General features: G+C 39.4%; 10 protein-coding genes. 8 read left to right on the forward strand and 2 right to left on the reverse strand.

Annotation, left to right across the window (positions count from 1 at the left end; translation table 11 throughout):
* Nucleotides 1–55: 55 nt before the first annotated feature.
* Nucleotides 56–2,158 carry a thioredoxin domain-containing protein gene (locus DSM02_RS08835; protein WP_128765280.1) on the reverse strand — a complete coding sequence of 701 codons (2,103 nt, stop codon included), beginning with the start codon at nucleotides 2,156–2,158 and terminating at the stop codon, nucleotides 56–58.
* A 304-nt stretch (nucleotides 2,159–2,462) separates the two neighbouring features.
* On the opposite strand from DSM02_RS08835, the gene DSM02_RS08840 reads away from it, so the two are divergent.
* From DSM02_RS08840 to DSM02_RS08860, 5 genes are all read left to right on the forward strand, one after another.
* Entirely contained in the window at nucleotides 2,463–5,453 is a 2,991-nt protein-coding gene (locus tag DSM02_RS08840; protein ID WP_128765281.1) for a SusC/RagA family TonB-linked outer membrane protein, read from the forward strand.
* 11 nt (nucleotides 5,454–5,464) lie between these two features.
* Entirely contained in the window at nucleotides 5,465–6,964 is a 1,500-nt protein-coding gene (locus DSM02_RS08845; RefSeq protein ID WP_128765282.1) for a RagB/SusD family nutrient uptake outer membrane protein, read from the forward strand.
* A gap of 90 nt (nucleotides 6,965–7,054) precedes the next feature.
* Nucleotides 7,055–10,399 carry a VCBS repeat-containing protein gene (locus tag DSM02_RS08850; RefSeq protein WP_240674014.1) on the forward strand — a complete coding sequence of 1,115 codons (3,345 nt, stop codon included), beginning with the start codon at nucleotides 7,055–7,057 and terminating at the stop codon, nucleotides 10,397–10,399.
* Between the two features lie 87 nt (nucleotides 10,400–10,486).
* Nucleotides 10,487–11,980 (forward strand): vanadium-dependent haloperoxidase, encoded by a 1,494-nt coding sequence (locus DSM02_RS08855; RefSeq protein WP_240674015.1) that lies wholly within the window; start codon nucleotides 10,487–10,489, stop codon nucleotides 11,978–11,980.
* Nucleotides 11,981–11,994: 14 nt separating this feature from the next.
* On the forward strand, nucleotides 11,995–13,074 hold the full coding sequence (locus DSM02_RS08860; protein WP_205875110.1) for an endo-1,4-beta-xylanase: 1,080 nt from the start codon (nucleotides 11,995–11,997) through the stop codon (nucleotides 13,072–13,074).
* 2 nt (nucleotides 13,075–13,076) lie between these two features.
* Here DSM02_RS08860 and DSM02_RS08865 read toward each other — a convergent pair whose 3' ends face one another.
* Complete coding sequence (locus DSM02_RS08865) at nucleotides 13,077–17,210, reverse strand: two-component regulator propeller domain-containing protein (protein WP_128765283.1); 4,134 nt, start codon at nucleotides 17,208–17,210, stop codon at nucleotides 13,077–13,079.
* Between the two features lie 389 nt (nucleotides 17,211–17,599).
* Here DSM02_RS08865 and DSM02_RS08870 point away from each other — a divergent pair, with 389 nt between their 5' ends.
* The 3 genes from DSM02_RS08870 to DSM02_RS08880 are packed head-to-tail and all read left to right on the forward strand — an operon-like array spanning nucleotide 17,600 to nucleotide 23,353.
* Nucleotides 17,600–19,531 (forward strand): glycoside hydrolase family 97 protein, encoded by a 1,932-nt coding sequence (locus tag DSM02_RS08870; protein ID WP_128765284.1) that lies wholly within the window; start codon nucleotides 17,600–17,602, stop codon nucleotides 19,529–19,531.
* Between the two features lie 3 nt (nucleotides 19,532–19,534).
* Nucleotides 19,535–20,896: a glycoside hydrolase family 43 protein gene (locus DSM02_RS08875; RefSeq protein WP_128765285.1), complete on the forward strand. Its 1,362-nt coding sequence runs from the start codon at nucleotides 19,535–19,537 to the stop codon at nucleotides 20,894–20,896.
* A 12-nt stretch (nucleotides 20,897–20,908) separates the two neighbouring features.
* Nucleotides 20,909–23,353: a glycoside hydrolase family 95 protein gene (locus DSM02_RS08880; RefSeq protein ID WP_240674016.1), complete on the forward strand. Its 2,445-nt coding sequence runs from the start codon at nucleotides 20,909–20,911 to the stop codon at nucleotides 23,351–23,353.
* Nucleotides 23,354–23,360: the final 7 nt, after the last annotated feature.

Below are 23,360 nucleotides of genomic sequence, written 5' to 3' on the forward strand. Positions count from 1 at the left end.
TCTTTTCAATTTTAACTTAACTTTAAATGAATACTATAGCTGATAAGGCGTATTACTAGTAGGTGATCAGTTTCAGCGCTTCTGCAGCAGTTTGAACAGGGAATTTACACGAGCGTTGTTCACAAATATAGATATAGGTTTTATCTGCAATCCAGCGATCTTCAAACACAGGAATTGAGCTCTCTTTGTTAGTAAACAAAATTAACGTATTAGGTAAGTTGAACCCTTGTAAATCTTTAGCGAGTTGACCTCCTGAGGACCCTGCTATTGCTATATCATAAAAGGGATATATAAGATTAAGTTGAAGCTCTTGCCATTGTGCAAAAGACGAAGGCGAGGTAGTGATATCATTTGACATGCTTAAAATCATGGCTTTAGCTTTATCCATTAAGCTATCCTCGTAGGTAATGTTTGAAAGAAGGAACAAATTTTTTGCCAGTACTGCATTTGCAGAAGGCATAACGCCGTCGTTAGTAGTGACAATAGGTGAGATGAGATTATCCTGACTATTGTATTTAAAAAGCGGCGAATCTTCAACTTTAAAATCTGTTATAGTTTTTGCTGTTAATTGTTGTGCATTGTTTAGGTATTTTTCAGTTCCGGTTATGCTATACAGTTTTAAGGAAGCCGAAGCCAGAAAAGCATAATCATCCAGAAAGCCCTTTACGGTTTTGCTATTTGACTTGTAGGAATGAATAAGCGTCTGATTTTTCCACGATTTTTTCCACAACTCGGCATAGGTTGCTTCAGCTTGATTCAAATACGTTTGATTACCTGTAGCAAAAAAGGCATCGCCTAAAGCCTCTATAGTTAACGCATTCCATGAAACTATGATTTTATCATCTTTAACGGGAAATGGTCTTTTTGCGCGTAATTCCTGTAAATTTTTATTCCAGTTTTTTTTTAGGTCTTCAAGCTTGTCTGAAGAAATTTGATTTACCACGGCAAATAGGGAATCAGTTTGGTTTTTTAATAAATGATATTCATCGTTGGCACTCGGTTTTTGATCTTTAATAGCATAGTATGAATCAAAAAGTGCTCTTTCAGTTTTAATTGCTTTAGATAGTTCCTCGCCTGAAAAGATATAGTAAGCTCCTTCCTCGCCATCGAGGTCTGCATCAAGAGCAGCTTGATAAACTCCTGCAGCATTTTTCATATCTCTATTTAGAAATGCAATAGTTTCTACTATTCGGGATTTATATACCGGCTTCTTATAAATTTTATACGCTTTTGCATAGAGGCTCACAAGCTGGGCATTATCATACAGCATTTTCTCGTAGTGGGGTATCTGCCAGCGTTTATCGGTACTGTATCTAAAGAACCCCCCGCCCAGATGATCGTAAACTCCTCTTAGCGCAATATTATCAAGTGTTGTCTCCAGATAGTTTAACGTTTTTTGATCATTATTAAGAATAGCAAAATCCATTAAAAAATTTAAGGTAGGTGGAAGCATAAATTTTTGACTACCTGTATTACCTCCGTATTTAAAATCCCAGTTCTCTTGCCAGTCTAGTACTTGTTTTTTTATAGAGTCTCTTGATATAACTCCAGAAGTTACATTTGGTCTGGAATAGTCATTAAGCTCTTTAATACGACTGGTCACTTCATCCGCATACTCAATTGCCCGCTCAGGATTGTCTTTATAAAGGCTATCTATGTTTTTTAAGGTCTGTAACCATTCTTCTTTAGAGTGGTAAGTTCCACCATAAAGAGGTTCACCGTTGGGTAAAAGAATCATATTGAGAGGCCAGCCTCCTGAGCCGGTCATAAGCTGTAATGCAGTCATATAGACCTGATCTACATCAGGACGTTCTTCACGATCTACTTTTATATTTATAAAGTTAGCATTCATCAATTTTGCTACAGTATCGTTTGAGAAGGATTCTTCTTCCATAACGGTACACCAATGGCAAGAAGAATATCCAATACTTATAAGAACCAATTTATTTTGTGTTTTGGCTTCTTCAAAAGCAATTTCACTCCAGGGTTTCCAGTCAACGGGGTTGTGAGCATGTTTTAAAAGATAGGGGCTGGTCTCACTTATTAAAGCATTAGTATGAGCATAGAGCTGCTCATTATTGTTAGAGTTTTTGCAACCTGTAGTAAATAGTATTACCACAAGAACAAAAAGGAGACTACCTATTCTATTATGAATCATGGATTATTAGAGATGATAAATTTACAATACAACAATAAAGATGGCTAAAATATAAAAGATCATTATTTAAATGTTTTAAAAACACTACTAAATGTTGTTTTGTGCTCTTAAGATTGATTTTTAGGGCTTTATTAGGCTTTAATGCAACAAAATTTAAAGAGGTTGCATCATTTGTTCTAGTGCTATCGAGGTACTGGAAATACTTTTGTGAAGCATTGATTGATTAAAATAATTTTCACGCAATCGATGTAACAGTAGTGATGAATTAAAATATTTAACAAAATCAAAATCAAATTTCACCAATATGACTAAAATTAAACTTGCAATTCTTGCGTTTGCATTTCTGCTTACAGGGGCAGAACTTTTTGCGCAGACTAAAACTATTACAGGTACTGTAAAAGATCCTACAGGAATGCCACTTCCCGGAGCTTCTGTCGCCGTAATAGGTACTAACAAGGGGGCTTCAACAGATTTTGACGGTATGTTCTCAATCGATGGAGTTGCAAATAGTGATAAACTACTCATTACCTATGTAGGTTTTGTAGAGCAAGAGTTGAATGTTGGCTCTCAAACAACTTTTGACATTACGCTTGAAGAATCTGCAGAAGCATTGGAGGATGTAGTAGTTGTGGCTTATGGTTCACAAAGTAGAACTAAAGTTACCGGGGCTATTTCTACTGTAGACTCTGAAGCTATTGATGCATTACCGGTTACTAATGCAGAGCAAGCTCTACAAGGTAGAGCACCTGGTGTTACTGTTACTAATGCCGGAGCACCCGGGACAACACCTAATGTAAGAATTAGAGGGTTAGGTACCTTCGGAAATAACGATCCTTTATATGTTATAGATGGTGTTATTGTGGGTAATTTATCAGGTATAAGTCCATCGGATATTGAATCTGTATCCATTTTGAAAGATGCATCTACTACTGCGCTTTATGGGTCATTAGGATCCAACGGAGTTGTTTTGGTAACTACCAAAAAAGGAAAACAGGGTAGAGGTACACTTACTTTTAACGCTTATAGCGGTTTTCAAACCATTCACAAGCGCTATGACATATTAAACACAGATCAATATTTACAATTCGCATCTGAAGTTGGTGTTAATATCAATAGACCTGATGATTTCTTAAATAATTATACTGACTTTCAGGATGCTATTTTTCAATCTGGGGTAATTCAGAACTACAATGCGGCATACTCTGGGGGTAATGAAAACGGTACCTATAGATTTTCAGCAAGTTATCAGGATCAGGAAGGAGCAATAATCAACTCTGGTTTTGAGCGTTTTTCATTTAGAGCTACTTCAAACTTTACATTGGGTAACTTTAAAATGGGAGAAACTATGTCTGTGGCATTTGGAAGAACAAAACCGATTTTAGAGAGTGGTGGTCGTTCATTAATAGAACATGCTATTAAAGTTGCGCCTTATCTTAATATTTACAACGATAACAATTTAGGAGGTTTTCAGGGACCTAACAGTGCAGCAGATGGTCAGGATGCAGAAAATCCTGTTCGTGTTCAAACGATAAGTGATTTTGAGACAAAAAATATTTCTGTAATTGGTAATGTATACGCTGAGTATGAACTATTAGATGGCTTAAGTTTTCGCTCTCAGGTGGGTCTAGATTTCTTTAATGGGTTGACTAATCAATTCACTCCTGCATTTAATGATGATGATATATCCGGAACGACACATTTCCAAAACTTTGCATTTGCATTTAGAGGAAATTCACGTGGGCAGGCAATTACTTTTGATAACAGTTTGAGTTATAAAAAGACATTTAATGATGTACATAACTTTGAAGCTTTAGCACTAATCGAGGACTATAATAGTAAAACCGAAAATTTCTCAGCAGAAGCGCGTAACACGATATCGAGTGACATTAAAGAATTAGGTAATGAGCAACAAGCTGCCAGTAGTTCTACTTTTGAAAACAATCGCTTTAGCTACTTAGCACGTGTAAATTATGATTATGATGATAAGTATATTATTTCAGCATCGTTTAGACGAGATGCTTCTTCTCGATTTGGAGCTAATAACCGTTGGGGTAACTTCCCCTCAGTTTCTGCAGGTTGGAATATTGCAAAGGAAAACTTTTTAGACAACATTAATTTTAATACTTTAAAACTAAGAGCAAGTTATGGTATTGTGGGTAATGATCGAATTGACGATTATGCATACGCACCTACATTGTTTAGTCCATTTGTTTATCCAATTGATGATGCCGCAGCAATTGGTACTACTCCTAATGGTTTGCCAAATCCCGATTTAAAGTGGGAGGAAACAAGTATCCTAAATTTAGGTGTTGATCTTGCAGCATTTAACAATCAGTTTACTGCTTCAGTAGAATATTATAGGAATAAAAGTGATGATTTATTAGTACCTGTTTTGTTGGTTCCATCACTGGGGTATAGTAGCGATACACAATTTAGAAATGCAGGTTCTGTAGAAACTAGAGGTGTAGAATTAGCTTTGGGTTATAATGATTATGATGGTGATTTTACCTGGTCTGCTAATGTGAATATTGGTACAAGTACTAATGAAGTTCTCAATTTAGGAGGAAATTCAGAACAGTTCTTTGGTGATGGATTTGAAGGTCAGCAGATTGTTCGAGCCCAACCGGGAGAACCTTTGTTTCACTTTTACGGTTTAGTAACAGACGGTATTTATCAAGATCAGGCTGAAATAAATGAGGTGTTTACATCCAACCCTGATCCAGAAGGTATAGCACCAGGTGATATACGCTTTGTTGATACTAATGGTGACGGTACTATTAATTCTGCAGATAGACAGATAATAGGTAATCCGTATCCGGATTTGACCTATGGGTTAAATTTCGATGCGCGTTATAAGAATTTTGATTTCAATTTATTTATTAATGGTGTTGCGGGTAATGATATTTATAATACGAATATCTATGACCTACAGGGTATGACGCGCTTATTTAATGCAGGTGTTGAAGTGTTAGATCGTTGGACTCCAACGAACCCTTCAAACACAATTCCTCGATACGCTGGTGCGACGCAAAATGTTGGAGTTTCAGACCGTTTTGTGGAAGATGGTTCATATGCAAGACTTAAAAATTTAAGTATTGGATACACTTTTGATGAAGAAGTAATTGATTTTATACAACGATTAAGAGTATATGTGAGCGGTCAAAACCTCATAACGTTGACCAATTACTCAGGATTAGATCCCGAAGTTGTAAGTAGAGCTGGTGAAGTAGGTCTAGATCGTGGAGATTATCCACAACCGGTATCTTTTTTATTAGGACTTGAATTATCATTTTAAAAAAAAACATTATGAAAAACTATAAAATTTTCTCCTTGTTTGCATTGTTTTTTGTGGTAACACAATCTTGCGACAATAGTGATCTTGAACTTGTAAATCCAAACGCGTTGATTCCGGAGACCTATTTTGCTAACGAAGAGCAAATAAAGTCTGCTGTAAATGCATCTTATGCGCAAAATCAGGTAAATGCTCTCTATGGTCGATTATTATTTTATATGTATGATAACATGGGTCAGGATAATAGTCCAAACCCTCAACAGGAAGCTAATAAAGTAACCTATAATAATTTCACTTTTGATTCGAGTAATAATGAAATTGCTGAATACTGGAATAGCTGTTTTAGGGGAATAAATAAAGCGAATTTTGTTATTTCTAATATTGACAGAATTAACGCAATTCAAGAGTCTGAGTTAGCACAAGATATAAAAAATAAATACATCGCTGAAGCACGTTTTTTAAGAGGGCATTATTACTTTCTATTAGTAACTCGCTTTGGAGGGGTGCCACTCTATGAAAGTCTTAGAGATGAATCTGAAAGTACGATAGGTTTGCCACGCTCGACAGAAGATCAGGTTTACGATTTAATTATTGATGATTTTCGCTTTGCTGCAGATAATCTTTTTTCGCGTGATCAGGAAGTGACTGGTAGAGCTACTAAGGGTGCTGCATTGGCTTATTTAGGTAAAGCTTTATTATATCAAGAGCAGTACGCCGAAGCCTACGATGCTTTTGATGATATAACTGGTTATGATCTTGAAGAGAGTTACTTTGACAATTTTAAAGAAGAAACAGAGCACGGTATTGAATCGCTATTTGAAATAGAATTTGACAGAGCTTTAGGTACCAGTACAAAATGGGATTCTAACGTTAATGGCGAAGGTTTTAACGAGTCTACTTTTAGAGGTCAGGATTATGGCGTTTTAGACTGGTTTAACGTATATCCTTCACAAGACTTATTAGATGAGTATGAGGAAGGGGATATCCGTTCTGCTGAAAACTTTTATTTTGTAGGTGACACCTACGCTGACGGTAATGGTGGGGGCGTTATTGAAGAAAGTGACCTTTCAACTACGGCAGGAATACGCCCGGCGGGTTGGAGAAAATACCAGAACTATTACCGTAGAACTGCAGAAGAACAAGAGTCAAGTATAAACTTTAAAGTTATACGTTATGCTGATGTGCTGTTGATGAAAGCTGAAGCTGCTAATGAAACAAGCAGAACTCCTGAAGCGATTGATTTAATAAATCGCGTTAGAGATAGAGCTGGACTTGACGATATACAAGACAACCTCTCGCAAACACAGGTATTTGACGCTATAGTTCATGAGCGTAAAGTAGAATTAGCAGGGGAACAGGTGCGCTTCAATGATATTGTGCGATGGGGTATTTCTAATACAGAGTTAGCAGGTACTGGTTTTCAACAAGGCAAACATGAATTGTGGCCTATACCAGATCGTGAGATTAGTTCTAATGAATCGATTACTCAGGCAGATCAGAACTCAGGATATTAATCTGAATTGGTTTTCCATTGAAGCAACACTATTTTTATAGTGTTGCTTCCTTTTTTAGAACGCTTTTAATTTTCCTTAACCCTTCTAATTATGATTTTTAGGACACAGTTATTTTTAATGATTTTAGTTTGTGGCTTTTGTGCACATTTTTTGAGTTCCTGTACAAAATCCCAAAAGGATCAAAGTGCTGAACTTAATATTAATTTTAAGATTTTTGAAAGTTTAAATTCTGATGCAACGGGATTAGACTTCAATAATGTACTTACCGAAAACGACTCTCTCAATTATTTCACCTACAACTATATTTATATGGGCGGCGGCGTTGCTGCAGGTGACATCAATAATGATGGTCTTATAGATCTGTATTTTACCGGTAATCAGGTTCAGAATAAATTATATCTCAACAAGGGTAATCTTCAATTTGAAGACATCACCATACCTGCGGGTATGGGTGGTGATGACCGCTGGTATACAGGAGTTACGATGGCAGATGTGAATGGTGATGGACTTCTGGATATCTACTGCTCTGTAAGTGGCAAGTTTGAGCCGCATACCAATCAGTTGTTTATAAATAAAGGAGATAACACGTTTACCGAAAAAGCTTCAGAATACGGTCTTGCTGACGCCGGGCATAGCATTCAGGCTACTTTTTTTGACTACGATAAGGACGGGGATTTAGATATGTATCAGGCGAATTATCCGCCTACCAAGTTCAGTTCGCCTACCTGGGTTTACAAGCAGTATATGCGGGATCCTTCAGACCTTCAGACAGATCATCTCTACGAAAACACCGGTACCGGTTTTGTTGATGTAACTGATAAGGCCGGTTTACGATCCTACAATCTTTCGCTAAGCGCAACCATAGGGGATTTAAATAACGATTCCTGGCCCGACATCTATGTTTCAAGCGACTTCAACTCACCCGATCTTATGTATATCAACAATGGAGACGGAAGCTTTAAAGAAGTGATCAAAGAGGCTACAGCACAGACTGCATTTTATGGAATGGGCGTGGATATTGCTGATTTTAATAATGATGGCTTGCTCGATTTCTTTCAGGCTGATATGGACGCCAAGATCAATCGCCGAAAGAAAGCAAATATGGCCAGTATGAATGCCGATTTGTTTTGGAGCGTGGTAGATGCGGGATTTCATTATCAATACATGCACAATTGTATGCAACTGAATAACGGGGTTTTTAATACTGAAGGAATTCCCGATTTCTCTAATATTTCACGCATAACCGGAACTTCTTCTACAGACTGGAGTTGGGGACCCTTATTCGCCGATTTTGACAACGACGGACTCAAAGATTTATTCATCACCAACGGAACACGTCGCGAGATCAACGATAATGACTATTTCAACCGTATCGAAGAAAAAGGGGGAATTGCTCAGGACAGTTTGTTGTTTTGGAGCCAAAACATTCCCGAAGAGAAGCTTGACAATTTTATGTTTCAGAACAAAGGCGATTATCATTTTGAGAAAGCCAATAAATACTGGAATATAAGCTTTAAAGGATTTTCAAATGGAGGCATTTACGCAGATTTAGATAACGATGGGGATTTGGAATTGGTGACCAATAATATTGACGACCCGGCTTCCATCTTTGAAAATAGGGCATCAGAACGGTCTAATTTTTTAAGGGTAAAATTTAAAGGAAACAGCGCAAATACGATGGGCGTAGGCAATAGGGTGTATGTCACTACAGGTGATACGATCCAGATGCAGGAGCTCACGTTGACAAGAGGTTTTCAATCTTCTGTTGCTCCGGTTTTATATTTCGGACTCAATAATGCAGAAAGCATTGATGAGGTTCGTGTAGTATGGCCTAGTGGTAAAGAAGAGATCCTTCGCGAAATAGTGGTAAATCAGGAATTGATTTTTGAAGAAAATAATTCAGCAATGTCTGAGAACACGATCAATCCATCTCAGGAAGAAACACTTTTTACACAAGCTGATTCCACTGCATTCCCAAAATTTAAACACGTAGAGAACACCTACGATGATTTTAAAGATCAGGTCTTATTACCTCACAAAATGTCAGAATTTGGTCCGGCATTAACAGTAGGAGATGTGAATAATGACGGACTTGAAGACTATTATGTAGGTGGTGCTAAAGATGAGGAAGCCGCGCTTTTCATTCAAACCACAAACGGAATGAATCGGATTGATTTAGAGGCTTTCCAAAGCGATAAGGGGTATGAGGATGTAGACGCCTTGTTTTTTGATGCAGATGGTGATGGGTTTCAGGATCTTTATGTGGTAAGCGGTGGCTACGAATTTGCGAAAAAACCACAACTCTTAAACGACAGGCTTTATCTCAATGATCAAAAGGGAAATTTTAAAGCGGTAGCTGATGCCTTGCCCAAACTACAGTCAAGTGGTTCTAAAGTGTATGCTGAAGATTTTGATGGGGACGGAAAGCAGGATTTACTGGTTTTAGGAAGACAAATTCCGGGTAAATATCCGGAACCTGCTTCGTCGTTTGTTTTAAAAAATACAGGTACCACCGGCAATCCCCAATTTGAGATTGATGATGAAATGCAACCGGAAGCATTTACAGATTTAGGTATGGCAACCGCTGCTTCGGTTTCAGATTTCAATCAGGATGGCAGAGCCGATATTGTGATCGTAGGGGAGTGGATGCCCATTCGATTCTTTAAAAATACCAAAACCGGTTTCCTTGAGGTTACAAATGAAATGCTTTCTCAAGACACTACAGACACTACCGGCTGGTGGTGGAGTATAGCTTCTGGGGATTTTGATGGGGATGGGGATACAGATTACATACTGGGTAATAATGGCTTGAATTACAAGTACAAGGCTTCAGAAGAAGAATCTTTTGATATTTACGCAGGTGATTTTGACAACAATGAAAACGAGGATATTGTATTGGGGTATTATAACGACGGAAAACAATACCCGCTACGTGGCAGACAGTGCTCATCTCAGCAAATTCCGGGAATCAAGAAAAAGTTTAAAGATTATGCCAGTTTTTCTGAAGCGACCCTTGATGAGGTGTATTCTGAAAAAGTATTGAACAGTTCGTTGCATTATCAGGTAAAATCCTTTGCCAGTATTTATTTGGAAAATAAGAATGGCAAAATGGTAGTACATCAATTACCTAGAGCTGCACAGCTTTCAAGTGTGACTAGTATTCTTGTAGAAGACTTTAATGAAGACGGAAATCTGGACGCTGTATTAGCCGGAAACTTATACCAGTCTGAGATTGAAACACCGCGTAATGACGCCTTTAGAGGAGTATTTCTCGAGGGAAATGGTGAAGGCGGGTTTACAGCTTTTAGTCCTGCCGAAACTGGTTTATTTATTCCGGGAGATGTGAAAAATCTAAGTCCGTTTCGCCTCGGATCTAAAAACTATATTTTGGCCGCGAAAAATTCAGATTACCTACAAGTATTACGCATTAATTAAAAAGTGCTACTTGAAAAAACTATTTGTGTGTGTGTTTGACACTAGTAAAATTTTGTTTATTTATACTTTATGTTTTAAGATTTTATTATGAAATATTTCAGTTTGAAAAAGGCTTTTTCAGCATTGATTTTTGTTGTTGTTTTAAGCGCTTCTCAGTCTTATGCTCAGGAGTATGTTCCGGTTCTCACCCTTGAAGACCGTCTTGAAGAAATGAGTGACCACAATGTAGCTTACCAATGGTCTGAAATGGCAATAATCGCCACCGCAAACGATACTGATCGTATCGCTCCAAGACCTACGGTTACTTCAAGATTTTTGGCGTTGATTTTTGTTGCTGTTTTTGACGCATGGTCTGTCTTTGACGATGCGGCAATACCGGTTTATCTAGAAGACTATGATAAATTTCCGAAAGAAGAGCAAACCTTAAGCAATAAGGAAAAGGCCATAAGCTATGCTGCTTATCACGCATTAAAAGAATATTATCCCTACGACAGCCTTCAATACAAGAAGTTTATGCTTCATTTGGGGTATGATCCTAATGACGACGCTACAGATCCTACTACACCTGCAGGAATAGGTAATCTGGCTGCAAAGACAACGATTAAAGCCCGTCATAATGACGGGGCTAATCAATATGGTGAAGTTGAAGGATTTCCGAAACCGTATTCAGATTATAGCAATTACCAGCCTGTAAATACGGTAGATCAGTTAAACGATTACGACCGCTGGCAACCAAAATATTTCACCCGGGAAACCGGCGAAAAATTTGCTCCTTCATGTTTGACACCTTATTGGCAGCTGGTTGAACCCATCGCCCTCAGAACTGCAGATCAGTTTAGACCGGGACCACCACCTAAAGTCGGTTCAGAACAACTTCAAAAGGAAGTGGAAGAGGTGGTTGAATTGCAAGCTAACCTTACAGATGAAGAACGGGCGCTTGTAGAATTTATGCGTGATGGTCCACAGTCTGTACAGCAGGCAGGCCACTGGTTGAAGTTTGCGCAAAAGGTTTCTCAACGAGACAATCACAATCTGGATGAAGATGTAAAAATGTTTTTTGCCAATCAGGTAACGGCAATGGATGCGTTTATTGCTTCCTGGGATTCTAAAATGTTTTACGATTCGGCAAGACCTTTTGCTTTAGTGCATCATTATTTTAAAGACAAAGAGATTAAAGGCTGGAAAGGCCCGGGTCTTGGTACCGGAATCATCAAAGGTGAAGACTGGCGTCCCTATTCACCAGCGGCTTTTCTCTGCCCTCCGTTTCCCAGTTATACCTCGGGTCACAGCACGATAAGCGGTGCCTGCGCTGAACTTTTAAAGTTATGGACCGGTAGTGATTATCTCGACGTAAAGGTAGAATTAGTTCCCGGTGCTCTAACGGAGCCTCAGGCATTGGGAGAACCCATCGTACTTGATTTTCCCACTTTTACTCAGGCTGCAGAAATGGCCGGAATCTCACGGGTTATGGGTGGCTATCATATTCAGGCAGATAATATTGCAGGTTTAGAACTGGGGCGTGCAGTTGCGCATCAGGTTTGGGACTTTTACAATTATCATACAGGACAATCAAATCAATAAATACCAAAAGAAACATGCAAAACACAGCACCTGTTTACTCCGCATTCATGATTTTATGTTTAACCCTTTTTACGGGATGTGTCTCAGAACTAACAGAGGAAAAAGGACTTAAAGATTATAGTTCATTTTCCGTTGGTGGAGCTGTCGAAATCAGACAGGTGCTGCAGGATAGCATGCTAGAATCCATTATACAGGAAAATTTCAACAGTATTACTGCCACATCAGATATGAAAATGTATGCTATTGCGCCTCAGGATAGCGTTTACAACTGGGATAGAGCCGATAGTCTGGTTGATTTTAGTCAAAAGAACGACTTGCGCCTTTTTGGTCATACCCTGGTGTGGCATTCGGGTACGCCCAGATGGGTTTTCCAAAAAGGAGTTGAAGACAGCCTCTGGTTGGGTGATTTTCTTAAAAGCTATATTCAGGATTATGTAGGCCGTTATAAAGGTAAAGTCGCAGCCTGGGACGTAGTTAATGAAGGTTTTGACACGCAGGGCGGTGAATTCCGAAAAACACTTTGGTATAATACCTTAGGTAAAGAATATATAGCAAAAGCTTTTAGATATGCGCACGAGGCAGACCCTGAGGCTGAGTTGTTTTACAACGATTTTAATCTGGAACGGGATACTGCAAAACTCAATGGCGTACTCAAAATGGTTGAAGAACTCAAAGCAGACCATGTACCCATTACCGGTCTCGGCGTCCAAATGCATTTGCGTATGGACATTCCTGATAGTCTCATACGCGAGAGTGTGCGCAAAATGGCGGCTACAGGTCTGAAAATTCATTTTTCTGAACTGGACATTATTTTCAATAGACACGATGATACCCGTGGAGGAGGAGAGCAACTCTACAGCAGAGTCACTCCGGAAATGTTGGAGGAACAGGCAAAAAAGTACGAGACTGTAGCAACGATTTATAGAGAAGAAGTGCCTGCTGACCAACAATTTGGTATTACCTTTTGGGATTTTACAGATCGCGATACGTGGATCAATCCATTTTTTGAATTAAAGGACTGGCCTACAATTTATAATAGTGAGCTAGAGCCAAAACCGGCGTATTATGGATTTAGAAAAGGTTTGACAGATTAAAACTATTTTATATCAGTAGGCAATTTTCCAAATTCAGATTTGAAGCATCTCGTGAAATAGGACGGAGTCGAGAAGCCTACTTTGTAGCCAATCTCGCTAACCGATTCTTCGCCGTTCTCCAGTAATTCTTTTGCTTTTTCCAAACGAATTTTACGAATGAATTCATTTGCAGTCTGACCGGTTAATGCTTTGATTTTACGATACAACTGACTTCGGCTTAAATACAGTTCATTCGCGAGATTCTCTACATTAAGCTTAGGATCATCAATGTTTTTGTAGATGTAATTGATCACTTTGGCTATAAATTTTTTATCTATAGATGTACTGTTTGCCTTTAAATCGGCAGTACTCAATTCACTAAAATATTTTGTAAACAGTTTTTGTCTGTTTTCAATAAGTTGTTTGAGTTGAGAGCGTACAATTTTAATATTAAAAGGCTTGTTGATATATGCATCAGCACCCGCATCAAGTCCGGCAAGCCAATCGTCTGTTTGTGCTTTTGCGGTAAGCATAAGCACAGGAATGTGACTGGTTTTAATATCTCTTTTAAGCCTTCTGCAAAATTCAACACCATCCATTTGAGGCATCAGAACATCGGTAAGAATAACATCTGGAATAATTTTTAGTGCCTGTTCAAGACCTTCTTCTCCATTGATGGCCTCAACAACTTTATAGTAATCTTTCAATTGCTCTTTTAAATACGTGCGTAGTTCAAAGTTATCTTCAATGATCAGGAGGGTATTAGGCTTTTCAGGCTCATTTTCAGGAGGATTTTTTGTTACGCTATCCTGTGGTAATTCGATCATAGAATCTTCTGTTTCCTGTTCAGGAATAAGTTCAGATGTACTTAATAGTTCAGAACTATCAAAATGTTCTTTGCCAAGTGCCAGATAGATTTTAAAGGTTGTGCCTTGATTTACTTTACTGCTCACCTCAATCTTACCTTTATTCATGATTAAAAAACTGCGTACTACTTCAAGACCTATACCAGTACCACCATAATACTGTTTATTCATTCCTTCAACCTGATAAAAAGGATCAAAAACTTTCTCAATTTCTTTTTTGGGAATTCCAAAACCAGTGTCTTCAACCTGAATCTCAAGAGCTTCAACCGGACTTTCAAAAGAAATTTCAGGTAATATTATAGGCTCTTCGGTGCGTTTGAGAGAGACAGAGACCAAGCCATTATCTGGAGTCGCTTTAAATGCATTTGAAAGTAAATTAAATATTATTTTTTCTAACATGCCGGGGTCAGCATAAACGCTCAGATCGTCTTCTTCAGAAGTTACCTCGAGGGCAATATTACGTTGATAGGCTTCTTCTTTAAAATGAGCAACAATGTTTTCGCAGAAGGGAGTAATGGTAATTTTTTCAACCTTTATGACGGTTTTTTTAAACTGAAGTTTTCTAAAATCCATCAGCTCGTTAATCAAACGAATTAAGCGTTCTGTATTGCGAAAGATACTTCTGTGCTTTGCAGCTATTTCCTTCGGGAATGTATAGGTTTTAGTAGTGATTATATCTTCAATAGGATTTTTAATAAGCGTTAAAGGAGTGCGAAACTCATGAGAGATATTCGTAAAAAACTGAAGCTTTCTGTTATTTAATTCTTCTTCCTGCTGGCGTTTGTCACGTTCATATTGAATCAGGCGTTTTTCGGCGATTCTATTTTGAGTAAATGTATAGGCGAAATAGGCCAAAATAATAATGATTACAATATAAAGTGTTATTGCCCAAGTCTGTTTATACCAGGGGTGAAGTATTGTAATCGCTAAGGCGATAGGGTCTTGAGTCCAAAAGCCATCATTATTTGCTGCTTTAACTTTAAAGGTGTAATTACCAGCAGGGATATTTGTATATGTTGCACTTTTAGTATTGCCTACATAATTCCAAGAGTTATCAAAGCCTTCAAGAATATAGGCATAGCTATTATCTGAGGGTCTTGTAAAATCTATAGAAGCATAATCAATGGTAAAGACAGATTGATCAGGTTTAAGAGTAAGTTTATCTGTAGAAAATAAGACCTCATTTAAAGGAGAGTCTTCGGTTTTTGGACCTACTTTTTCGTTAAAAAGGCGTAACTCAGAAAAATAGAGGGAAGGTTGCTGAAGATTTATGTTTAAAACAGTAGGGTTAAAAAAATTAATCCCATTATAGCTTCCAAAATACAGCATATCCTTGCTGCTTTTTAATACCGAATTGTTGTGAAAATCATTAGCAAGAAGTCCATCATTTGCGGTGTAATTTATGACTTCATTATTTTCCGGGTTAAATTTGGAAATACCGTTATTTCCGGCTAACCAGATCATGCCTTGTGAATCACTTATTATCGATGCGATTGTTTGTTTTTCTATTTGATCCTGAAACCATTTATAAGAGTTTGACTTGACGTCATACTTAAATAACCCTCCGCCATCTGTCCCGATCCATACATTTTCCTGAGCATCCATGTATAGCGATAAAATGTAATACTGTAAATCATTGCTCTGCTTGGCAGCATACATTTCTTTATTTTTTGATTCTACTTTGTAACCGTTTGCCTCTTTTTTTACAGTAAATAACCCTTTTGTGGTACCTACCCAGAGCAGGTCATTCTTATCTATTAATATTTTCCGCACATCACAATTAGCAATACCGGCATTGCTAAACACTTCACTGTTAAGCCTAGTAAATTTAGAAGTCTTTGGGTCAAATGTTTGCAGCCCGGCATTAAAGGTGCCTATGTAGATCGTTCCCTGAGAGTCTTCGGCAAAACAGATAGTACTTCTGGAAGCCAAACCATCTTCATTTGTGTAATTTTTAAATCTGGAGCTTCCTTTTTTAAGGAAAAAGATCCCTGCATTCCAAGAGCCCGCCCATAAATTTTTCTTACTGTCAAAAAACAGGGTTTGTATATCACCGGTGGACAAACCTTTGGCAATGGGATTATTAGGATCAATTAAATGGGTAAAGTGTTGCGCTTTCTTGTTTAAAACATCAATCCCGCCACCATCCATACTAATCCATAATCTGGAATCCTCATCTTCGAGAATTCCGGTAACTGAGCCATCTTGTAAAGACTCCTTTTTATAAGGAATGCTTTCAATATCTTTAAATCGATCAAAATCAGGGTCATAAAAACTGATGCCATCACTGTAATAACCTATCCAAACACGTTGATCTTTATCTACAAAAAGGCTCCAGATCGAGTTAGATTGTATGAGATTATCTCCAAATTTGCTTTGCGTATAATTGTCTATTAATTCGCCTTCCTGGTTGAGAATAAAAAGTCCGTCATTTTCAGTACCTACTAGAATTTTACCCCGATCAATTTCAACTATAGAAAGAATACGTTTGTTTGTGATGGGCAACTCCCGGTAATTGTAAACTTTTTCATTTAAATCAAGCCGAAATAAGCCGTGGCTATAGGTACCTATCCAAAGATTACCATCAGAGTCTTTGCATAATTTGCTAATGTGATAGGGTATACGGGATTTTTTTTTGTTTAAAATGAATTCACTGCGATCAATTTGCCCAGTCTGGTCATTGTACTCAAAAAGCCCGAGAGAAGTTCCCAGATAGATATTAGACTGGGCGATCTCAATACTATTAATACGCAGCCAGTCATTATTAATAGGAGTTCTAAAAGGTATCGATGTAATCTTTCCTGTAGGGATATCTACCTCATAAACTCCATTATTGTGAGAGCCTACGATGAGTGTATTTTCTTCGAGACTCTCAATACAATGAATGGCAAATGGCTTTTCTGTATCTGAAGTTTTAAGGCTTATGTTTTCAAAATCATCGGTTTCGGGCCGGTATCGGTTTAAGCCTTTTTCAGTACCCAACCAGATGTTTCCAGTTGAATCTGTATAAATTGCATGAACCAATGAGCTACTTAATGATTGCTCATCTTTCCAGCTCTCTTTATATGCAGTAAAAGTGCTTCCGTCAAACTTATACAAACCAGCACCATAAGTAGAAAACCAGAGAAAGCCGTTGGTGTCCTGAGCAAATGCAGTCACTGCACGCTGAACCGGTAGGTTTTTCACCTCGGTAAATTTAAGTTTCTCCTCTAAGTCCTGAGCTGACAGGACTGTAAAAGTTGCTGTTAAAAGCAAGAAGAATATAATAATGAATCGATTAAATATCATCATAATTAGGGTAAGCTTATGTAGATTAAAATAAATTTAATTTTCAGTTTTGAAATGACTTTTTAATGGTATAAGTTGGATCGACTGACTTAAAGTAATCAGACTTAAATCTTTCTAATCAAATGTAGTCCCTATTCATAGTATTTTAAGAAAGCTACAAGTGCCTAATTATTTTCACTAAAACTTGTTTTCTATCCAACTATTTTTAAATAATGAAGGTATTCATTGCTTATGTATAAATATTTGATAAAAATTTTTAGAAATAAAATTTAAAAAACAAGTTCATAAATGTAATCGCAACACTTTTCGTAATTTACACATTTTAGACTTATAGTCTTTTAAACCATTTGATAAATTTATAGTCTAAGTTTCACAAACCAAGTTTAAAATTTATGAAAAACACGCTTTCCATCTTTTTTATATGCGTTAGTATAACCCTTTTTTCTCAAAAGGAGCAAATAAGTGGACCTGATAATAAGCTTCAACTCAGCGTAGAATTGGTTAATGCTAAGCCGGTGTATTCGGTTAGTTATGAAAATATTCTTGTAATTGAGAACGCACCTTTAGGCTTTACTACAAATGAAGGGGATTTCAGCAAAGATTTGGTTTTTGTTGAAGCTGTAAAGGATGCCCTTACTAAAACCTACGTTCAGGACAAAATAAAGCAGTCTCATGTTACTTATAAAGCTAACACACTTCGCTACACGGTAAAGGATTCTAAAGACCGTCAGTTTTCTGTTTTATTTCAGGTGAGCGATAACGATATTGCATTTCGGTACGAAATTTCAAAATGGGGAGATACCCGCGTTATTGTGGTGGAGCGAGAGCGTACCGGTTTTAATTTTCCCGAGGAGACCACCTCTTTTCTATCTAATGTGATGCGCCCGATGACCGGTTTTGCACGTACGGCACCCAGTTATGAGTCGGCTTACCGGGCAGATCAACCCCTAATCGAACAAAAAGCTCTCGGAGGTTATGTGTTTCCGGGATTGTTTAAAGTAAAAAATGAATTCTGGGTACTGCTCTCTGAAACCGGTGTGCGTAGTCTGTATCCGGCTTCGCATCTTAGTTCCTATGAAGACGGAACTTTTTACGTAGAATACCCTAGTGAAAAGGAAAATAATGGTTTCGGCAGTAGTGGCGCGCAACTGGGTTTGCCAGGAGTTACTCCCTGGCGTACCATCACGGTTGGCAAAAGCCTAAAACCTATTGTAGAAACGACTATTCCCTGGGATGTGGTTGAACCCCTTTACGAGCCTTCACAGGATTATGAATATGGTAAAGGCAGCTGGAGCTGGATTATCTGGCAGGATGCCAGTATGAATTATGACGACCAGAAAGCGTATATCGATCTGGCAGCAGCGATGGATTTTAAATACATCCTCATCGATGCCTGGTGGGACGAGCGTATAGGTTATGAGAAAATGAAAGAACTCATTGATTACGCGGCTTCTAAAGATGTAGGTGTTTTTCTGTGGTACAATTCAAATGGCATTGTCAACGATGCTTTTCAGACTCCGCTTAATAAAATGAACACCTCGATTGAGCGTAAACAAGAAATGAAATGGCTTAAAGAAGCCGGAGTCAAAGGGCTTAAGGTTGACTTTTTTGGAGGAGATAAGCAGGAAACCATGCGCCTGTATGAAGATATTCTCTCGGATGCGAATGATTACGGATTGATGATCGTGTTTCACGGAACCACCCTACCGCGCGGTTGGGAGCGTATGTACCCCAATTTTGTGGGGAGTGAGGCTGTGGTAGCTTCAGAAATGCTGGTATTTGTTGAGGATGTGCGTAAAAAAGAAGCCTATAACGCGAGCATGCATCCTTTTATACGCAATGCTGTGGCGAGTATGGAGTTTGGTGGAGTAGTTCTCAATGATTATTTGAATAGAGGAAATGAATCCGGGCAAAAACGCCTGACCACTGATGCATTTCAATTGGCTACCGGGGTTTTGTTCCAAAATCCGTTGCAGTTCCTAGCACTAACCCCAAATAATCTGGATGATGCGCCAAAGTTTGAATTGGATTTCCTAAAAAAACTACCAACCACCTGGGATGAAACCCAATTTATAGATGGCTATCCCGGTATGTTTTCGGTACTGGCAAGACGTCATGCAGATACCTGGTATGTGGCGGGCATTAATGCCGAAGCAGAGCCTAAAAAACTGAGTTTGGACCTTCCTTTTTTAGCAGGCAAAACCGTCACGCTCATCAATGATAAAAATTCGGAAACCTTCACCAAAAAGATAACGATTCCAAAAAGTGGAAAGTTGGCATTAACCATTCAGCCTGGAGGTGGATTTACACTTGTAAATGACTAGAACATGAAGAAAAGTACATTTTATATACTCTTTAATCTGATGGCGATTGGCATGGTATGCGCCCAAAACCCCATCATACAAACCAATTATACCGCAGATCCTGCGCCTATGGCATATAACGGGAAAGTATACCTCTATACCTCCCACGATGAGGACGACTCCACCTGGTTTACGATGGATGACTGGCGCCTGTATACCACAGAGGATATGGTCAACTGGACTGACCATGGTACGGTGTTGAGCTATAAAGACTTTGACTGGGCACAGCGCAACGCCTGGGCTCCGGTCACTACAGAGCGTGACGGTAAATTCTACATGTATGTGCCCATCACAGACCGAAATGGTAAAAACGGGATTGGAGTTGCCGTAGCGGATAGTCCGTACGGACCGTTTGTAGACCCTTTAGGGAAACCCCTTATCCAGGAGCGTCAGGCTGATATTGATCCTGCAGTTTTTATTGATGATGATGGGCAGGCCTATTTGTTTTGGGGAAATCCCGTGTGTTATTACGTGAAGTTGAAGGAGGATATGATTACAGTTGAGGGTGAGATACAACAAATACCCAATACAATCGAAGCCTTTGGCAAACGGGAAGGCGAACCTAACGAGCGCCGTCCTACAACTTACGAAGAAGGTCCCTGGGTGTATAAACGCGACGGATTGTACTACCTGATTTTCGCCGCAGGTCCATTACCCGAACACCTGGGCTATTCCACCAGCAAAAATATCACGGGACCGTATACCTATCAGGGCAAAGTGATGCCCAGACAGGGAGGGGCATTTACAAATCATCCGGGAGTGATTGATTATAAAGGAAAAACCTTCCTGTTTTATCACAACGCGGCACTTCCGGGCGGAAGTGGCTTTACACGTTCGGTGGCTGTTGAAGAGCTGAAATTTGATAAAAACGGAAACATTCCGGAGCTTCAGATGACCGAAGGAATTACCAAAAGTTTACAGGTCTTGAATCCGTTTTTAAAAAATGAAGCCGAGACCATCGCCTGGTCTGAAGGACTTAAGGCACACGAAAATGAAACTGTAGGTGTTTTTGTGACGGCTTTGAAAAATGATGCGTACAGTAAAGTACGCGATGTTGATTTTAGAAAAGAGGGTGCCACTCGTTTTACAGCTCGAGTGGGCACTACTCACAACAGCGATGTGAGTATGGAAGTTCATCTGGATCGCAAAGACGGGCCACTTGTAACTTCTTTTAAAGTACCGATGACCGGAGGGGATGACCGCTGGGCTTTGGTTTCTCAGGAGATCGAAAAGGTGACCGGCGTGCACGACCTCTATTTTGTATTCAAAGGAAAAGCGGCAACTAAAATTCTGTTTTTTGATTACTGGATGTTTTCAGAAAACTAAATGAAGTCTAAAATGATGAGCATAAAAAGTACATTCATACTGATTTTTCTGGGTATTTCGGCGTATGCCCAACAACCTGATATGAGCTTGCGCTACGATGAACCTGCAAAACTTTGGGTTGAAGCGCTTCCGGTGGGTAATGGTCGTTTGGGAGCTATGGTCTATGGCGATCCCGACCACGAGACCATTCAATTAAATGAAAATACCCTATGGGCCGGGCAACCCTATCGCAACGATAATCCACAGGCTAAAGAGGCATTGCCTCAGGTACGTCAGCTGATTTTTGACGGTAAATACGCTGAAGCTCAGGATTTGGTCAACCAAAAATTTTTTAGCGGTAAAAGCGGAATGCCTTATCAGACTTTGGGTAAACTGCATCTTGATTTCAAGAATGTCGGTTCGGTTACAGGCTATTCCAGAACCCTTGATCTGGAAACTGCTGTGGCAACCACGAGCTGGTCCCGCGACGGTGCGGATTATAAAATGGAAGTATTTTCCTCATTTCCCGATCAGGTAATTGTGATTCAACTTTCAGCAAGCAAAGCCGGAGCCCTCAATTTTTCGGCTTCATTGAGCAGACAGGAAGGTGCAACTTCTTTTGTGGATGCCGAAAACATTTTGCATTTAGAGGGTACGGGCAGTGACCACGAGGGCATTGAAGGTGCCATAAAGTTTGAAGCTCAGGTAAAAGCAAAAACCACCGGTGGAAGCCTTTTGCAAAGCGAAAAAAAACTGGAAGTTTCTCAAGCAGACTCCGCCACCTTGTACATCTCGATGGCTACCAATTTTAAAAGCTATAACGATATCGGGGGCGATGCCAATGCTAAAGCGATGGCTTTTTTAGAATCGGCTGCTCAAAAAAGCTATACCTATTTAAAAGAGGCACACCTTAAAGACTATCAAAACTATTTCAATCGGGTTCAGTTTAAGCTGGGTGAGGCAAAGCCAAATAGCGCTACTACCGATGAACGCGTAGCCCATTTTAAAGATGGAAATGACTTGGCGCTGGTGCCGTTGTATTTTCAGTTTGGGCGGTATTTGTTGATTTCGTCTTCACGACCCGGTGGCCAGCCCGCAAATTTACAGGGGATTTGGGCCAATGATCTAAAACCAGTTTGGGACAGCAAATACACCATAAACATCAACACCGAGATGAATTACTGGCCTTCAGAAAGTACCAATCTTTCTGAATTACACGAGCCTTTGATTCAAATGATCCGCGAACTTTCAGAAACCGGGCAGGAAACCGCCCGGGAAATGTACGGAGCTTCAGGCTGGGTTGCCCATCACAATACCGATATCTGGCGCATTACTGGTCCGGTAGATGCTGCTTTTTGGGGAATGTGGCCAATGGGCGGTGCCTGGCTTTCGCAGCATTTATTTGACAAATATGAATATACCGGCGATACGCAGTTTCTGGATTCGGTGTATCCCATACTTGAAGGTTCTGCACGCTTTCTGCAGGATTTTTTAGTAGAAGAACCGGAGCACGGTTGGTTGGTAATTGCACCTTCCATTTCGCCCGAAAACGCACCCTACAGCGATCATCCGGAGTCGGTAACGGCTGGCGCCACGATGGATAACCAGTTGGTTTTTGATGTGTTTACTAAAACCCTTCGGGCTTCAAAAATTTTGAATAAAAAAAGCGATCTTTTAGATGAGATTGAAGCCAGTCTTCAGCGTTTACCTCCGATGCAAATCGGGAAATGGGGGCAGTTGCAGGAGTGGATGTACGATTGGGATAACCCAAAAGACAACCACCGCCATGTATCGCATTTATACGGATTGTACCCTTCCAATCAGATTTCGCCTTATCGTACTCCGCAGCTTTTTGAGGCTGCAAAAACATCTCTGGTGGCTCGGGGCGATGAATCAACCGGCTGGTCTATGGGTTGGAAAGTCAATCTTTGGGCACGTTTGCTAGACGGCAATCACGCGTATAAACTCATTCAGGATCAACTTACGCCGTCTATTCAGCCTGATGGAAAACAAAAAGGAGGAACCTATTCCAATCTGTTTGATGCACACCCGCCGTTTCAGATTGACGGGAATTTTGGCTGTACCGCCGGGATTGCCGAAATGCTTATGCAAAGTCATGATGGTGCCATTCATATCCTACCGGCTTTACCCGATGCCTGGAAAACAGGTTCCATTACAGGTCTTAAAGCCCGTGGTGGTTTTGAGGTTAATCTGGAGTGGGAGGCGAATAAAGCCAAAACACTAGAAATTACATCAGCATTAGGAGGTGTTTGCCGGGTTCGCTCCTACCAGCCGCTTCAAGGTGAAGGTTTGATAGAATCTAAAAAAGCAGCAGAAACCGGTTTTTTCCAAACTCCGAATCCCAAAGAACCGCTTATTACTAATCCCACAGCATCAACACCCGACCTCATAACGGTTTTTGAATACGAGTTACAAACAGAACCTGGAGAAACTTACATTTTAACGCCAAAGAACTAGAACAACG

The organism is Leeuwenhoekiella polynyae (assembly GCF_004104075.1).
Lineage (GTDB): Bacteria > Bacteroidota > Bacteroidia > Flavobacteriales > Flavobacteriaceae > Leeuwenhoekiella > Leeuwenhoekiella polynyae.

Bases quoted from the DNA above. Each gene is read 5' to 3' on its own strand.
- DSM02_RS08835 (WP_128765280.1), bottom strand. From the start codon at position 2,158: ATGATTCATAATAGAATAGGTAGTCTCCTTTTTGTTCTTGTGGTAATA.
- DSM02_RS08840 (WP_128765281.1), top strand. From the start codon at position 2,463: ATGACTAAAATTAAACTTGCAATTCTTGCGTTTGCATTTCTGCTTACA.
- DSM02_RS08845 (WP_128765282.1), top strand. From the start codon at position 5,465: ATGAAAAACTATAAAATTTTCTCCTTGTTTGCATTGTTTTTTGTGGTA.
- DSM02_RS08850 (WP_240674014.1), top strand. From the start codon at position 7,055: ATGATTTTTAGGACACAGTTATTTTTAATGATTTTAGTTTGTGGCTTT.
- DSM02_RS08855 (WP_240674015.1), top strand. From the start codon at position 10,487: ATGAAATATTTCAGTTTGAAAAAGGCTTTTTCAGCATTGATTTTTGTT.
- DSM02_RS08860 (WP_205875110.1), top strand. From the start codon at position 11,995: ATGCAAAACACAGCACCTGTTTACTCCGCATTCATGATTTTATGTTTA.
- DSM02_RS08865 (WP_128765283.1), bottom strand. From the start codon at position 17,210: ATGATGATATTTAATCGATTCATTATTATATTCTTCTTGCTTTTAACA.
- DSM02_RS08870 (WP_128765284.1), top strand. From the start codon at position 17,600: ATGAAAAACACGCTTTCCATCTTTTTTATATGCGTTAGTATAACCCTT.
- DSM02_RS08875 (WP_128765285.1), top strand. From the start codon at position 19,535: ATGAAGAAAAGTACATTTTATATACTCTTTAATCTGATGGCGATTGGC.
- DSM02_RS08880 (WP_240674016.1), top strand. From the start codon at position 20,909: ATGATGAGCATAAAAAGTACATTCATACTGATTTTTCTGGGTATTTCG.